The organism is Marinobacter salinus (assembly GCF_001854125.1).
In the GTDB taxonomy this organism is placed as follows: domain Bacteria; phylum Pseudomonadota; class Gammaproteobacteria; order Pseudomonadales; family Oleiphilaceae; genus Marinobacter; species Marinobacter salinus.
The window spans coordinates 3181277-3196683 of the sequence record NZ_CP017715.1 but is presented as its reverse complement, the minus strand read 5'-3'; the positions used below and the strand labels follow the sequence as shown (position 1 = coordinate 3196683).

Annotated in this window: 13 protein-coding genes; 9 read left to right on the top strand and 4 right to left on the bottom strand. The window is 56.6% G+C overall.

What is annotated here, in order from left to right:
* Positions 1–307 precede the first annotated feature (307 nt).
* From BKP64_RS14895 to BKP64_RS14870, 6 genes are all read left to right on the top strand, one after another.
* Positions 308–1360, top strand: a complete 1053-nt coding sequence (locus BKP64_RS14895; protein ID WP_070971802.1) for a TRAP transporter substrate-binding protein — start codon at positions 308–310, stop codon at positions 1358–1360.
* Positions 1361–1477: 117 nt separating this feature from the next.
* On the top strand, positions 1478–2116 hold the full coding sequence (locus tag BKP64_RS14890) for a TRAP transporter small permease subunit (RefSeq protein WP_070971798.1): 639 nt from the start codon (positions 1478–1480) through the stop codon (positions 2114–2116).
* The gene (locus BKP64_RS14885) at positions 2116–3480 is read left to right on the top strand and encodes a TRAP transporter large permease (protein ID WP_070971794.1); all 1365 of its coding nucleotides are present in this window, start codon (positions 2116–2118) and stop codon (positions 3478–3480) included. The genes BKP64_RS14890 and BKP64_RS14885 overlap by 1 nt, the downstream gene beginning before the upstream one ends.
* A 13-nt stretch (positions 3481–3493) precedes the next feature.
* The gene (locus BKP64_RS14880) at positions 3494–4273 is read left to right on the top strand and encodes a 3-hydroxybutyrate dehydrogenase (protein WP_070971791.1); all 780 of its coding nucleotides are present in this window, start codon (positions 3494–3496) and stop codon (positions 4271–4273) included.
* A 14-nt stretch (positions 4274–4287) separates the two neighbouring features.
* Complete coding sequence (locus BKP64_RS14875) at positions 4288–6276, top strand: acetoacetate--CoA ligase (protein ID WP_070971787.1); 1989 nt, start codon at positions 4288–4290, stop codon at positions 6274–6276.
* A 325-nt stretch (positions 6277–6601) separates the two neighbouring features.
* On the top strand, positions 6602–8845 hold the full coding sequence (locus BKP64_RS14870; protein WP_070971784.1) for an NADP-dependent isocitrate dehydrogenase: 2244 nt from the start codon (positions 6602–6604) through the stop codon (positions 8843–8845).
* Between the two features lie 94 nt (positions 8846–8939).
* Here BKP64_RS14870 and BKP64_RS14865 read toward each other — a convergent pair whose 3' ends face one another.
* Both BKP64_RS14865 and ybaK read right to left on the bottom strand, forming a co-directional pair.
* Positions 8940–10133, bottom strand: a complete 1194-nt coding sequence (locus BKP64_RS14865) for a cation:proton antiporter (RefSeq protein WP_070971782.1) — start codon at positions 10131–10133, stop codon at positions 8940–8942.
* A 3-nt stretch (positions 10134–10136) separates the two neighbouring features.
* Complete coding sequence (ybaK, locus tag BKP64_RS14860; protein WP_070971779.1) at positions 10137–10607, bottom strand: Cys-tRNA(Pro) deacylase; 471 nt, start codon at positions 10605–10607, stop codon at positions 10137–10139.
* Between the two features lie 149 nt (positions 10608–10756).
* Between ybaK and BKP64_RS14855 the strand changes: the two genes are divergently transcribed.
* Both BKP64_RS14855 and BKP64_RS14850 read left to right on the top strand, forming a co-directional pair.
* A complete protein-coding gene (locus BKP64_RS14855; RefSeq protein WP_070971776.1) occupies positions 10757–11977 on the top strand; it encodes a sensor domain-containing diguanylate cyclase in 1221 nt (406 codons plus the stop codon).
* Between the two features lie 124 nt (positions 11978–12101).
* Positions 12102–13388: a serine hydrolase domain-containing protein gene (locus tag BKP64_RS14850; RefSeq protein ID WP_070971773.1), complete on the top strand. Its 1287-nt coding sequence runs from the start codon at positions 12102–12104 to the stop codon at positions 13386–13388.
* Positions 13389–13397: 9 nt separating this feature from the next.
* Here the strand turns inward: BKP64_RS14850 and BKP64_RS14845 are convergent, their stop codons facing one another.
* On the bottom strand, positions 13398–13742 hold the full coding sequence (locus tag BKP64_RS14845; RefSeq protein ID WP_070971770.1) for a hypothetical protein: 345 nt from the start codon (positions 13740–13742) through the stop codon (positions 13398–13400).
* A 215-nt stretch (positions 13743–13957) separates the two neighbouring features.
* On the opposite strand from BKP64_RS14845, the gene BKP64_RS14840 reads away from it, so the two are divergent.
* Positions 13958–14209 (top strand): hypothetical protein, encoded by a 252-nt coding sequence (locus BKP64_RS14840; RefSeq protein WP_070971767.1) that lies wholly within the window; start codon positions 13958–13960, stop codon positions 14207–14209.
* On the opposite strand, the gene BKP64_RS14835 is transcribed toward BKP64_RS14840, so the two are convergent.
* Positions 14203–15216, bottom strand: a complete 1014-nt coding sequence (locus BKP64_RS14835) for a hypothetical protein (protein ID WP_227515422.1) — start codon at positions 15214–15216, stop codon at positions 14203–14205. The two genes, BKP64_RS14840 and BKP64_RS14835, sit on opposite strands and share 7 nt — an antisense overlap.
* Between the last annotated feature and the right edge of the window lie 191 nt (positions 15217–15407).

Here is a 15407-nt window from a genome sequence, read left to right as displayed (position 1 = left end):
ATCCGTACAAGCACCTACGACTGATGTCTTAATGCGTCCGGGATTCCGGACGCATTGTGCCAGACTCTCTCTCGCAGGATTAATTAATATATTGAAAATAAAGGACTTTTATTGGTTGGCATGTTGTCTGCTTTTGTCGGGGTGCAGACGTCAGAACAACGCAGAAAATAAGGCTGGCGCTCAATGTTGGACCCCCTTTTTACTCATGTCCGTCTGTTTTCTGTGATGTCTGACTATACTCAGACCAGGCCTGTTTGAGGTTGCATCCACCAGGCCCGAAAAAACAACAATGTTAGGAGACTTGCCAATGAAACTCATCAAGGCCATCACCGGTATCGCCGGTGCGATTGCCCTTACGACGGGTTCCGCTTTTGCAGACGACCTTCGCTGGAAAATGCCTGTTGCCTTCGCCACAAACTTGCCTGGCCTCGGCTCCCCCGCTGCCTGGGTTGCCGACAATCTGACCACTGCCTCCGATGGCAGCATTCAGGTCCGTGTTTACGAGCCTGGCAAGTTGGTTCCGCCATTCGATATTCTGCAGTCTGTTTCCGATGGCAAGGTTGAAGCTGGTTACACCTGGATTGGTTACGACCAGGGCAAGGTGCCTGCTATTCCGCTGTTCGCAGCGGTGCCGTTCGGCATGAAGCCCTGGGCCTATACGGCTTGGTACTACTACGGTGGCGGCCATGAAATGCTGCAGGAAGTCTATGCCAACAAGGGCTTCGACGTGCACGCCCAGCTGTGCGGTATTATCGGGCCTGAAACAGCGGGCTGGTATTCGAAGCCAATCAAAACACTGGAAGACTACAAAGGCCTGAAGATTCGCTTCGCGGGTCTGGGTGGCAAGGTTCTGGAAAAACTGGGCGCCTCCGTCACCATGATGCCTGGTGGTGAGCTTTACCAGGCACTGGAAAAAGGCACCATCGATGCCACCGAATTCTCCATGCCCGCCATCGACCAGATCCTGGGCTTCAACCAGGTAGTCAAGTACAACCTGTTCCCGGGCTGGCACCAGCAGTTCACTGCCCAGTACATGCTGATCAACAAGGAGCAGTGGAACAAAACCACTGACGCACAGAAAGCGCTGGTTGAGGCCTCCTGTACTGCGGCAACAACTCTTGGCCTGGCCGAGGGCGAGTACAAGAATGGTAAGGTCCTTGCCGAGTTCCAGGACAAGGGCGTTCAGGCTGACCAGATCCCCCGTGACGTTCTGAAGCAGTTGCAAGCGGTCACCGAGGAAGTGCTGAAAGAAGAGGCCTCCAAGGATGCCGACTTCAAGCGCGTTTATGAAAGCCAGAACGAGTTCCTGGAAACCTACAAGGTGTGGGATACACGGGCCTACGTTCCGACGGACCTGTAAGGTCAGGGGCCGATCCTGAGACACCGGGACAAGTACCGGTGTTCTCCGACCAAGTCTGGATGGCCCTTCGGGGCCATCCTTGTTTCACAGTCGGCTTTTTGAGCGAGGAACTCTTTAATGACCGTGTCTGATCAAGGCTCGCCTGACAATAGGCGGGCAGGCGTGGCTAATGCACAAGACTTAATCCACCACCATACCGAGCTACCTACAACCCGGATTAGCCAATGGCTTGATGGCGGGATTGCCGCAATTGGCAAGAGTGCCTCCTGGCTCTGGTTTATTGTGACAGGGGTAATTATCTATGCGGTTATCGGCCGCTATGTCTTTGGCCAGGGCTCAGTCTTGCTGGAGGAAGTTCAGTGGCATCTGGCCGGCATCGGTTGGTTGTTGGGGCTGTCCTACACCCTTGTGGTGGATGATCACGTGAGAGTGGATGTGCTCCATGAGCGCCTGTCCCTGAGAGGCCAGGCCTGGGTTGAACTGTTTGGCCTGCTTGTTCTGTTGTTGCCCTTCCTCGGGCTGGCAGTCTACGAGATGTTTCCCTACGCCTATCACTCCTGGCAGCAAGGCGAAACCAGTCAGGCGCCGGCAGGGCTTCCGTATCGCTGGGTGCTCAAGGGTATTCTGGCATTGTCCTTTTCCTTGCTGATCGTGGCGGCGCTGTCCCGCTTGCTGAAAGTAACGGCACTGCTATTCGGCTTTCCGAAGCCAATCCGGGTCGAATCCGGCAATAATAAGAAAGAGGATGCGTCCTGATGGAGCTTGAAACCCTGTTTGTAATCGGAATGTTCCTGACCTTCGGGACGTTGTTGATGACCGGTTATCCGGTTGCCTGGGTGCTGGGTGGCACTGCGGTCATCTGGACCGTGGTCGGTGTAGTGGCCGTCGAAGATTTTGGAGCCAACCTCTGGTTTGATTACCCCTCATCCATGGGGCTCGTGCCCGAGCGAATCTGGGGTATCGTCAACAGCGAGACCCTCGTCGCCCTGCCCATGTTCATATTCATGGGCATCATGCTCGATCAGTCCGGCGTCGCCGAAAGACTGATGAACAGTATGGTAAAACTCTTCGGTGCAGTCCGCGGAGGGTATGCTGTAACGGTGGTTGTCATTGGCGTTTTGCTGGCGGCCACTACGGGTATCATCGGTGCGTCCGTGGTGCTTCTGGGCATGCTCTCCTTGCCAGTCATGATGGAAAACAAGTACGACAAAGGATTTGCCGTGGGTACTGCCTGCGCCACAGGTACCCTCGGCATCCTGATCCCTCCTTCTATCATGCTGGTACTGATGGCTGACCGGCTGGCGGTTCCAGAAGCATCCGTGGGTGATCTGTTCATGGGTGCGTTCCTGCCTGGTCTGCTTCTGGGCTCCATGTACGTTGCCTACGTGATGATCCGCCCGGTGTTTCAGCCACACATTGCGCCAGTTCCGGAGGGTACCCAGAAAGTATCCTGGAGCATTGTCTGGGAAGTAGCCAAGGCAGTGGTGCCTACGGCTGCGCTGATTCTGGGCGTGTTGGGTTCGATCTTTGCCGGCATAGCAACGCCGACGGAGGCGTCCGGTGTCGGTGCCCTTGGCGCCCTGCTGCTGGCTCTGATGGCGGGCCGTTTGAACCTGAAGGTTCTTAATTCCTCGATGCAGCAAACGACACGTACCGCGGCGTTCATCTTTGCCATTTTCCTGGGTGCAACGGCGTTCTCTGTGGTACTTCGGGGTCTGGGTGGCGATCAGGTGATCGAAGATGCACTGCTGGGGCTGCCCTTCGGGCCCTACGGCGTGATACTGACCATTTTGTTCGCGGTGTTCCTGCTTGGCTTTTTCCTGGACTGGGTCGAGATTACGCTGATCATCCTGCCGTTGGTCGCACCGGTAGTTCAGCATCTTGGCTTTGATCTGGTGTGGTTCACCATCCTGTTTGCCATGTGCCTGCAGACCTCGTTCCTGACGCCGCCGGTGGGCTTTGCCCTGTTTTACATCAAGGGCGTTGCGCCGCCGGAAATCAAGGTGACAGATATCTATAAGGGCGTCATACCCTTCATCATTATTCAACTTGTCGCGCTGGCTATCGTGTTCCTGGTTCCGGAAATTGCGACCTGGCTGCCGAGTGTGGCTTACGATTAAGGAGATAAACACAATGCGTCTGGAAAACCGGATTGCCCTGATTACCGGTGCGGGTCGAGGTATAGGCCGGGCCATCGCCGAGCACTATGGCCGTGAAGGTGCTCGGGTGGCGGTGGCCGACCTGACCGTTGAGGGTGCGCAGGAAACCGTCGATGCCATCGAAAAAGCGGGTGGTACTGCCATGGCTCTGGCCATGGACGTCACCGATGAAGCCGCCGTGGATAAGGGTGTCGATGCTATTGTTAAAAAGTGGGGCAGGCTCGACATCGCCCTTGCCAATGCCGGAGTCCAGCATATTGACCCGGTGCATAAACTGTCCTTCGCGGACTGGAGCAAGGTCATGAGCGTGCATTTGGACGGGGCCTTCCTGGTGACCCGGGCTGCCCTTAACCAGATGTACGCCAATGGTGGCGGAACCATGCTGTACATGGGGTCTGTCCATTCCCTTGAGGCTTCTCCATTGAAGGCCCCCTATGTGGCCGCCAAGCATGGCATGCTGGGGCTGTGCCGGGCGGTGGCGAAAGAGGGAGCCGAGCATGGTGTCCGTAGCAACATCATTTGCCCCGGGTTTGTCCGCACGCCACTGGTGGACAAGCAGATCCCCGAGCAGGCAAAAGAGCTGGGGATTTCCGAGGAAGAGGTCATCAGCAAGGTCATGCTGAAAAACACTGTGGATGGTGAATTCACAACCGTGGAAGACGTTTCCGAGCTGGCGGTCCATCTGGCGGCATTCCCGTCGGCCGCTCTGACAGGTCAATCGATTGTTGTCAGCCACGGCTGGCACATGCAGTAACACAGGAGAGACGGATGAGTAATACAGAACAATCACCAGTAGTCTGGTCTCCCTCGGAAGAAACCCTGAGTGACTCTCGTATGGGTCGTTTCAAGTCCTGGCTGGAAGACCAGGGGTTTGGCCCGTTTGCGGATTACCATGCCCTGCATGAGTGGTCGGTTGATGATCTTGAGACTTTCTGGGACAAGGTGTGGGACTACTGCGGTCTGGTGTGTGACACCCCCGCCAAGAAAGTACTGGGTAAGCGGGAAATGCCGGGTGCCGAGTGGTTTCCGGGTATGAGACTGAACTTCGCGGCCAACCTGTTGAGGCTGGCGGATGGCAGTCACGGGAGCCGTGAGGCAGTGGTCGCGTATTGTGAGACCCGCCCTGTCCTGCGCCGGACGTACGCCGAGCTGAAAGCCGACGTGGGTGCTCTTGAGGCGTTTCTGCGCAGCAAGGACATAGAACGGGGCGACCGGGTCGCGGGTGTCGTCACCAATGGCTATGAAGCCCTTGTTGGCATGCTCGCAACAACCAGTCTCGGCGCTATCTGGAGTTCCGCCTCCCCCGACTTCGGGGTTGGCGCTATCCTTGACCGGTTTGGCCAGATTGAACCGTCTGCGCTGATTGCGGTAAACGGTTATGGTTATGGCGGTAAGGTCTTTTCGCGTCAGGAGGAATTTGCCGAACTGATTGACGGTCTGCCCACCCTGAGGTGTGTGGTCAGCGTTCAGCAGTTGCCGAACCAGGCGCCGATTAGTGGCGCACTGGTCACTCCCTGGGAAGACGCCATGAACTTTGGTGCCGGTAAGTCACCCTCGTTTACACCGCTGGCTCCGGATCATCCTGTTTACATCCTGTATTCGTCTGGTACCACCGGAAAACCGAAGTGCATCGTTCACGGCAATGCCGGGTTGCTGGTAAATCACGCCAAGGAATTGATGCTGCATGGCGACGTCGGTCCGGATGACCGGTTCCTCTACTTCACCACCTGTGGCTGGATGATGTGGAACTGGCAGGCCTCTGCGCTGATGACGGGCGCGGCGGTTATCACCGTCGACGGCTCCCCAGGTTATCCGAGCCTGAGTTATCTTTGGGAGACGGTGGCAGAAGAAAAAGTGACGCACTTTGGCACCAGTGCCAGATTCATCGCCGGTTGCCGAAAGGCAGAACTCCAACCTGCGAAAAACCTGGATCAAAGTGATCTCCGGGTCGTGTTCTCAACGGGCTCCCCATTGCTTCCGGAAGATTACGACTGGGTCTACGATGAAGGTTCTCCTGGCGCCCTGCTTGGCTCCATCGCCGGTGGCACTGATATCTGCGGCTGCTTTGTTGGCTCGACTCCGCTGTTGCCGGTGCGCCGAGGCGAAATCCAGTGCCGCTTCCTGGGTGTGGACGCTGTGGCCTACGGCGACGACGGCCAGCCGGTCAGCGCAGGCCGCGGCGAGCTCGTCTGCCGTCAGCCCCTGCCCTCCATGCCGGTATACTTCTGGGACGACCCAAAAGGTGAGCGTTACCGCGCCGCCTACTTTGAAACCTTTCCCGGCGTCTGGGCTCACGGAGACTTCATTGAATTCACCGAACACGGCGGCGCCATCATCTACGGCCGCTCCGACGCTACCCTCAACCCGGGCGGGGTAAGAATCGGTACTGCGGAAATCTACCGCCAGGTAGAAACCGTCGCGGAAGTAAAAGACAGCCTCGTGGTCGGTCGCCAGATTGATGGCGATGTAGAAGTGGTTCTGTTGGTGGTGCCGGCCGACGGACAGGCCATCACCGATGATTTGAGAAAACAGCTCAAAACCCGCATCCGAGAAGGCGCCAGTCCACGCCACGTGCCCAAGCACATCGTGCAGGTGAACGACATCCCGTACACCCGCAGTGGCAAGAAAGTGGAGTTGGCTGTAGCACGGTTGATTAATGGCTCCAAGAAGGCTGATAACCGGGACGCATTGGGCAATCCCGAAGCGCTGGACCATATTCGGGAGCGATTGTCGGCAGTTGGATTGTTGCCGGAGTAATCTGGGAGCCAAGGATGGCGGAGCTCAAGTGCCACAGGGATGTGTCGCGAGGAGCGGGTTTTGGACAGGGTTCCCTCTGTTTCTCCTACTCCTTGGCAATGTTAGAAAGTTTCGTAAATTCCCGCCATTTCATCGTCTTGTAACGGAAGATAAGGCATTTTTAGTCCGTTCTTATACTAAGATCGTAACCAAAAATACCTGGAAAATGGTATCTTAGTAGGTCTATCAAAAGTTCCCTGATCAGTCATTGCCCGGGTTGGACGTTCACAAGACGCCTGACCTCGCCATGACCGTCCTGAACCCACCCATTAGCCTGAGGACGAAAATGACATCATCCAAAGCAAAGATTGTCTATACCCTGACCGACGAGGCACCTGCCCTCGCCACGCGGTCTCTTCTTCCGATTCTGGAAACCTTCGCCAAGCCGGCTGGTATTGAATTTGAAACCAGTGATATCTCCCTGGCGGCACGTATTCTGGCGAATTTTCCGGACTACCTCGAAGAAGATCAGCGGGTTCCGGATGCCCTGGCACAGCTTGGTGATTACACCAAGGATCCCGATGCCAACATCATCAAACTGCCCAATATCTCAGCCTCTATTCCGCAATTGCGCGCGGCCATCAAGGAGCTGAATGACCAGGGTTACAAGTTGCCGGAGTACAAGGAAAACCCGGAAACTGACGAAGAGAAAGAAATCCAGTCACGCTATGCCAAGGCTCTGGGCAGTGCCGTCAACCCGGTTCTGCGTGAGGGTAACTCCGACCGCCGGGCACCGGCCGCGGTCAAGGCGTTTGCCCGCAAATACCCGCATTCCATGGGTGAGTGGAGCCCGGCATCCCGCACCCACGTGGCGCACATGCGTGGTGGCGACTTCTACTCCAGCGAGCAGTCCGTCACCCTGGACAAGGCCACTACCGCCCGCATCGTTTTCGAGAACAAGCAGGGCAAACAGACCGTCCTGAAATCCGAGCTGCCGCTGCAGGAAGGCGAAGTGCTGGACGGCATGTTCATGAGCAAGAAAGCGCTGGTGAAGTTCTTCGAAGACGCTATCGAGGACTGTGAAAAAACCGGCGTTATGTTCTCGCTGCACGTGAAAGCGACGATGATGAAAATCTCCCACCCGATCGTGTTCGGTCACGCGGTGAAGGTTTTCTACAAGGACCTGTTCGACAAGTACGGTGACCTGTTTGACGAAATTGGTGTCAATCCGAACAACGGTCTGTCCAGCGTCGTCGAGAAGATCAAGCAGTTGCCGGAATCCAAGCAGGAGCAGATCCAGGAAGACCTGCACGCCTGTTACGAGCACCGTCCGGAAATTGCCATGGTGGATTCCGTTAAAGGCATCACCAACCTGCACGTACCGAGCGATGTGATCGTCGACGCGTCCATGCCTGCGATGATCCGTAACTCTGGCAAAATGTGGGCCCGGGACAACAAGCTGAAGGACACCAAGGCGGTTATGCCGGAGTCCACCTACGCGACCATCTACCAGGAAGTGATCAACTTCTGTAAGACCCATGGCGCCTTCGATCCGACCACTATGGGTACTGTGCCGAACGTCGGCCTTATGGCTCAGAAGGCCGAAGAGTACGGCTCCCACGACAAGACGTTTGAAATCAAGGAAGACGGTGTTGTGCGCGTGATTGCCGAGGATGGCACCGTGCTGACCGAGCATAATGTTGAGCAAGGTGATATCTGGCGCGCCTGCCAGACCAAGGACCTGCCGATTCGGGACTGGGTCAAGCTGGCAGTCAGCCGCGCCCGCGCTACCGGTATGCCGGCAGTCTTCTGGCTGGACGACGAGCGAGCCCATGATGCCCAACTGATCAAGAAAGTTGAGACCTACCTGAAGGACCACGACACTGACGGTCTGGACATTCGCATCATGTCTCCGGTCCGCGCGATCCGCTGGACCATGGAGCGCCTGATTCGTGGTCTGGATACCATTTCCGTGAGCGGCAACGTACTGCGTGACTACCTCACCGATCTGTTTCCGATCCTGGAGCTGGGTACCAGTGCCAAGATGCTGTCCATTGTGCCGCTGCTTAACGGTGGTGGTCTTTACGAGACAGGTGCTGGCGGTTCCGCACCGAAGCATGTACAGCAGCTGATTCAGGAGAACCACCTGCGCTGGGATTCGCTTGGCGAGTTCCTGGCGACGGCGGTATCCTTGGATGAACTGGGTGAGAAGCATGGCAACGACCGTGCCCGTCTGTTGGGCCAGACCCTGGACAAGGCCACCGAGCGCCTGCTGGAAAACAACCAGTCTCCCTCCCGTGTCACCGGCGAATTGGACAACCGCGGTTCCCACTTCCACTTGGCACGGTACTGGGCAGAAGAGCTGTCCAAGCAGGATTCTGACAAGGAATTGAAGGAGTTCTTTACCAAGCTGTCGAAGCAGCTCGAGGAGAACAAGGACAAGATTCTTGAGGAAATGACCGTTGTTCAGGGTCACCCGGCGGATATCGGTGGTTACTACCACCCACCGGCAGAAAAGGTCTGCAAGGTGATGCAGCCGAGCGAAACCTTGAACAAGATCCTGGCCGATGCCCGCGCATCAGTGAAGTAAGGCCGAGGATTCCTGGCCTGCCCCCTGGTCAGGTCAGGGGAATCAGAAACCCGGACGGTCATTAAAGGCCCTCCGGGTTTTTTTGTGCCCCTTTCTAATAGTCGTCCGGCTCTTCCTCGTAGCCCTTGCCCGCTTCTCCGGCCCGGCGGAGCTGATACATGGTAATTGGCGGGCCGATCAGCTCGAACAGCACCGTCGAACCGATAATAAGCGGCAGAATAAAGCCCACTTCCGGCAAACGGTGAGTGGCAACCAGAGCAAGCCCCATGGCCACCCCGGCCTGGGGTAACAGGCAGGCACCATTGCGAACGCGTACGGTGTGAACGGAGCCTGCAAGAACGCCGCCGGTATAGCCGCCAAGAACCCTTCCAGCAACGCGAGCTACGATGTAAGCCGCTCCCAGAGCGCCAAGTGTCGGCAGCGCTTCCCAGTCCAGACCGAAGCCCGCCAGGAAGAAAAACGTCGCCAGGAATGGTTCGATGATGCCTTCAATGGAGCGGAATGGGCGCACATGATGGTGAGCCCTGTTCGCCACCGTTATCCCGAGGCTCATGCAGGTAAGCAGGTAGGATATCTCCAGAGTCCCGGCAATACCGGCCGCCAGGAAGACAAACCCTGCGGACTCCAGAAGCATTGGCTCGCCCGGTTTCAGGCGGCCGGTCATCCAGGCCATCGGTATGCCCAGAAGAATGCCCAGAACCATTGCTCCCAGAACCTCGTAGACCCCATGCCCGATGGTTTCATACAGATGTACGCCATTGCCTGAGACCAGCTCGGCGAACACCAGCATAATGCTGAACAGGATGGCCCCCCAGGCATCGTCGATGGCCACGACCTGGGCCACGACTCGGGTCAGTGGCCCGCGGGATCCAGTCTCCCTCATTACATCCAGGGTGGCAGCAGGATCCGTCGCCGTGGCAATGGCGGCGAGCAGCAAAGACGCTGGCAGGTTTTTCGTCACCGTCCAGGTAACTGCAAAAATCAGCAAAGCCGTCACCAGGGTCACCGCGAGGCTAACCACGATGGCTTCGCGTCCCTGCCTGAGATCGCGAAATGACATGCGCTCGCCGAGCAGGAAACCCACCATTGCGAGGGTAAGCTCGGTGACCAGGCGAAAGCTGTCGCTGACCCTGGCCGGAATGAGATCAAACACTTCGGGACCGGCCAGTGCGCCCACCAGCAACAACAGGGTTACCCTGGGCACGTGCAGGCGCTGGCCCAGAGTGTGAGCACCCAGGGCCAATAACATGATCCCGCCAATTAACAGAAGATCGAGCGCGTGGAACACGCGTTACTCCTGCTGGAGCGGTGCGAGTCGCCCGCCGGTCAGCTTTCTCAGGTCCTGTGGGGAAAGCTCTATCTCGAGTCCCCTGCGCCCGGCGCTCACGTATATGGTGTCAAAGGCATCGGCTGAACTGTCGAGAAAGGTTTTCAGCCGCTTTTTCTGTCCGAGCGGGCTAACTCCGCCGAGCACGTAACCTGTGCTACGCTGAACATCCTCCGGATCTGCCATGGAGGCTTTCTTGCCCCCGGCGGCCCGGGCGATGAGTTTCATGCTCAACATACCGGTAACTGGCACAATACCCACCGCCAGCTCCTTGCCATCAATGGCGACCACCAGCGTCTTGAATACCCTTTGAGGGTCGGCACCGGTCTTGGTGGCGGCTTCGGTGCCGTAGCTTTCACTGGCCGGGTCATGATCGTATTCGTGAATGGTATGCGCGATCCTCGCTTTCCTGGCTGCGTTGATACCGGGGGTCATGTTGTCTCCTGCCCTGGGATGTAAACCGGAAAAACTTACCACAGTATCTGCATCGAATGGAGATACTGTTATCACACGGCTCTCGACTATTGCCGCTGAAATGACTATTTTCTGGTCATCACCCTCAAGAAGTTGAACAGGCTACAGCCATGCAGCCCTCGCCGGCACCCAGTCAGGAACTCGCCCAGCTCTCCGACAAGAAGGCCCCTCTCCGGCGCGCGCTTTGGGCGGCGTTTGTGTACCTCCTTGCGGGGCTAGCGTGGATCGCCTTTTCAGACTCCATTGCTGAATCCTGGTTTACCGACCCGGAAACCCTGTCGAGTGTACAAACGTGGAAAGGCTTCTTTTTCGTCGTGACCACCGGGCTGGTGTTGTTTATCGCCCTTTTGCGACAGCTTCGTAAAGACCGGGCGCTGCTGAGACTGCAGCACGACCAGAGTCAGGCGTTACGCAGACGGGAGCGACAGCTCAGGGTCTTAATGGATAATTTGCCGGGAATGGCCTATCGCTGTCGCTATGACGAACAGTGGACCATGCTGTTTGTTTCCGAGGGATGTACGGCGCTTACTGGCTATGAACCCTATGAGTTGACCAACAACCGGTGGGTCAGCTTTGCTGACCTGCTTGATGAGGACAATAACACCAGACTGAGCCGCGAAGTAAAAGCGGCACTGGACAAAGGAGAGTCTTACTCCGTTGAATACGCCCTGACTCGTAAAGATGGTAGTACGATATGGGTGTGGGAGCGAGGACGCTGTGTCGAGGAGGATCCGGGTGGCCTGGTGCTGGAAGGGATCATTCTGGACATCTCTGATCGCAAAAAGCTGGAGAAGGAGCTGGAGGAGTTAGCGATACGGGATTCGCTCACGGGACTTTTCAACCGTCGGGAAATGACGCGGATCCTGGAAGAAGAACTGGCGCGGGCCAAGCGCTACCAGCGGCCCATGGCGGTTCTCTGGATTGACTTTGACCATTTCAAGGATGTGAACGATACCTATGGCCATGCTGCGGGTGATTCGGTCCTGGTCTCGGTCAGCAGATTGCTGAAAGACAGTGTTCGCAGCGTGGATTCGGTGGGACGTTTCGGGGGGGAGGAGTTTGTTGCCGTGTTGCCCGAAATGGATGTGCCCGGAGCAACAGAGGCAGCCGAGCGCCTTCGCAGGCGCGTAGGAAAGGAGCCTCTGCCTCTTGGCAAAGGTACTAGTGTCCCCTTGACCGTCAGTGTGGGAGTGGCGGTATACCCAAATCATGGCCTGACCGCTTCCAAACTCTGCGCCGCTGCGGACCAGGCCATGTACCGGGCGAAAGAGCGCGGTCGGAACTGCGTTGCCCTGGCGCACCTGTCCGAGCAGGCTCACAATGAACTATAACGAGGCATCACTGTATCCGTTGTCACAGGGTGGAAGGATTGACACCAGTGTTTGTAGCTTTTGGCCAATGCATAAGCGTGCAACTATCTAGAAAATATATAAAAACAGAAAAAGGTCTACCCTCATGAATCGACTTGCCCGCCGCGCGCTGCACACCTGCCAGATTCCCCGCGATCTGACGTCTGTCACTTTCCGGGATGCGGCGGGAGAGAAACCGGCCAAGGTTGGTCTCAGTACGGAATCAGTGGAGGCTATCTGGCGCAGCGTGGAAGGGCTCTACCGTACCGGTGTTCATCCGGGCATCCAACTGTCTGTCCGCCATCGTGGCGAACAGGTGCTGCATCGAGCCATTGGCCATGCCAGTGGCAACGGTCCTGATGACCGGGCCGACGCGATCAAGGTTCCGATGACCACGGATACGCCAATCTGTTATTTCTCCGCGTCCAAAGCGGTGACTGCCTTGCTGATGCATATGTTGTCGGAGCAGGGACTGGTTAACCTGATGGATCCGGTTTCTTATTACTGCCCGGAATTTGCGCAAAACGGCAAACGCACGATCACTGTCCACCAGATCCTCGTCCACCGGGGCGGTATACCGGCCATTCCCCGGGAGACTCCGATTGATGTCTTGTGGAATCGGGACGAAGTCTGGCGCCTGTTATGTGAGGCCAGACCGGTCGAAGTCGACGGGGCCAAGGTGGCCTACCATGCCATTACCGGCGGCTTTGTTCTTCAGCGCGTGTTGGAAAAGGTCACAGGCACCTCCATTGAACACTACCTGGATACCCACCTGCGCCAACCCATGGGTATGAAGTGGTTTACCTACGGTATTGCACCGGAACATGTGCCCGACCTGGCCGCCAACTATGCCACGGGCCCGAGACCTCGTTTTCCGGTCTCGTGGGTGGTAAACCGCGCTCTCGGCGGAGACATCCGTACCGTTGAGCAGGTGACCAACGATCCTCGCTTTCAGGAAGCGGTGATTCCGGCAGGTAATCTGTGCGGGACAGCGGAGGAAATGGGGCGGTTCTTCCAGATGATGCTCAACGGTGGCATCTGGAAAGGCAAGCGTATCTGTAGTGAGATGACCATCCGGCGGGCGATCCAGCAGTTTGGCTCGCTCCAGATTGATCGCACCATGATGATTCCGATGCGCTTCAGCGCCGGCTTGATGCTTGGTGGCAATCCGGTTGGGTTATGGGGTCAACACAGTCGCTATGCTTTCGGACACGTCGGTCTGATCAACAAGCTGTGTTGGGCCGACGCTGCCCGGGATATCTCCGTCAGTTTGTTGAATACCGGCTTTCCAATCGTGGGGCACCATTTACCGGCGCTCGCGAAATTTGTTTACACCGTCTGTGACCGGTTTCCGCTCATTCCAGAGGGGCAGAGGCCCCTGGTAGCGGCCTGACATAAGGTGTCACAGGGTTCGCAGTTGCGCCTCCAGAATGCCGAGTACGGATGACAGTATGTCCCGAAAATCGGTCAGGGTCTGGGTTCGCTGAATCACCTCATCCCGTTTTTCATCAAGCCGTTCCAGCTTCGGGACGACCCGGCGAATACCCTCGGTAATTACCTCATAGGGGTAGTGGTGGTCCTGGACGCTGAGTTTGTTCATCTCCGCCACTTCCTGGCTGAAGATACTGATGATGTCGTAGAGCATATCCTTGTGTTGGATGCTGCTGGCTTCCCAGTAGGCGTCGTCCAGTAATTCAAGCAGCGAAAGGTACTCACGCAGGGTGTCGGCGACTGAGGTCTGATTCATGATCATGCTCGTTTGTTTGTAAGTGTCAGTGTCAGGTCAGGAAAACGGGTGCTAAAGGAAACTATAGCAGGGGATTGACCGTGTGAAGGATGGGCCATCGTCGAGGGCGGAAACAAAAATGAAACTCTATTCATTTTTGTTGCGCTTTGCCCGGCGGTTGTGCAGACTTCGAAATGGGAAAAGGACCTATCACGACTCAACGGACGAGGAGCCGAATGGACAAGCCCACACACTCTCCCCAGGAACAACATGAGCGAGCGGTAAAGCTTGATCACCACGACAGCGTTCGCAACCACGTGCACCAACAGGTCAGCTCGGAAGTGGAGCGTCTGGAACGCCGGGTTGAAACCCTTCGTCTGATAAAAGCTCCCCATGCGGAGATCATGATTTCCACCTATGAGCGGCTGATCTCCCGGAAGAAGGGTTTTTTGCAGAACTGGGACATGAAAGACGGTGGTTTTTACTGACGCCCCGGAATGGCAACCGTTGCCCAGCTGATACTTGCATCACCATCCACCTGATGGCTGCAGTAGTCGGGGTTGTTTTCAGTCTTGTCGGGATCGTCCGGCGTAGGTGCTGGAATCATTGAAGGTTCGCCATCGGAGCTGAAAATTCTTACTATCTGCATAGAGTAGTCGAGCTCTACCCTCAGGCAGTCGGGGCTTCCGTCTGCCGGTTCGTTCACGCCGTGCCGGCTCAGGTCAAGGACTTGTTTATCGGGGCTTTTGATAAACAGGGTGTCGGTTTTGTCAGTAACAAAATCCTGCCGTAGCTCAATGCTTCCGGCTGTTCGGCTGAGATAATCGGCCGTGGCGAACTCGGGCGCGTTGTAGCCAAGTGTAACAAAGTCATTTGCACCGAAGCGGCTACCGGCCAGAACGCTGACCAGTTCCGGCTGCGCGCTTTCATCTTCCGGATCAACACTTCGGCTGACGTACTGGATGGTCCGGTACACCTTCTCCTGGACATCACCGCCCTCGGCGCCATCGGGCAAATAACGCCAGTCCAGAGTCGGGTAGATCCAGATTTTGTCGTTCAATGCGGCATTCTCGAGCACCGCCGCCTGGTCTGTAAACCGGATGGCCGCACCGTTTCCGCGACTGTTATAGGTTCCCGCTAGGCCGCTGGCAATCCGATCAGCGATATACTTCCGGCCGTCCTGAAAGTTGAGGACCTCTCCGGAAGCAATCACCTGATTCATCAGATCCAGAGGGTTTCGTACCTTTGAAAAGCTTTTGCCATCTTCGGCAGGCGTTGCCCGGATGAATGCGTCAATGTGGCTACGAATGTCGGTTGTCGTTTCTCCAATGTCAGCGTTGTCCCCGTTGGCTGGCTCAATACCGCGATAGAAATCATCAAACCGGGTGTGCGCTATCGTGTCCGGGGCTCGCTCGGTATCCTCAAGATCGAAGCTTGAAAATGTCAGGTCTACGTCCGTAGCGGGATTGAAGGCAGTCGGACCGGTATCTTCCATGCCACAGCCACTTAAGCCTGTGATAGCGAGGGAAACTGCTGCGAAAATGCAGGAATGTCTCATTTCAGATGGCCCTGAGGTGCGCAAAAGTACGTAAACGGCTAAAGTAGAATTCTGCGGGTCCGTCCGCCCGGGCCCGAGTGCTGACAATAAACGATAAAACAGGCATCTACCCTTGCGGAGATCACATT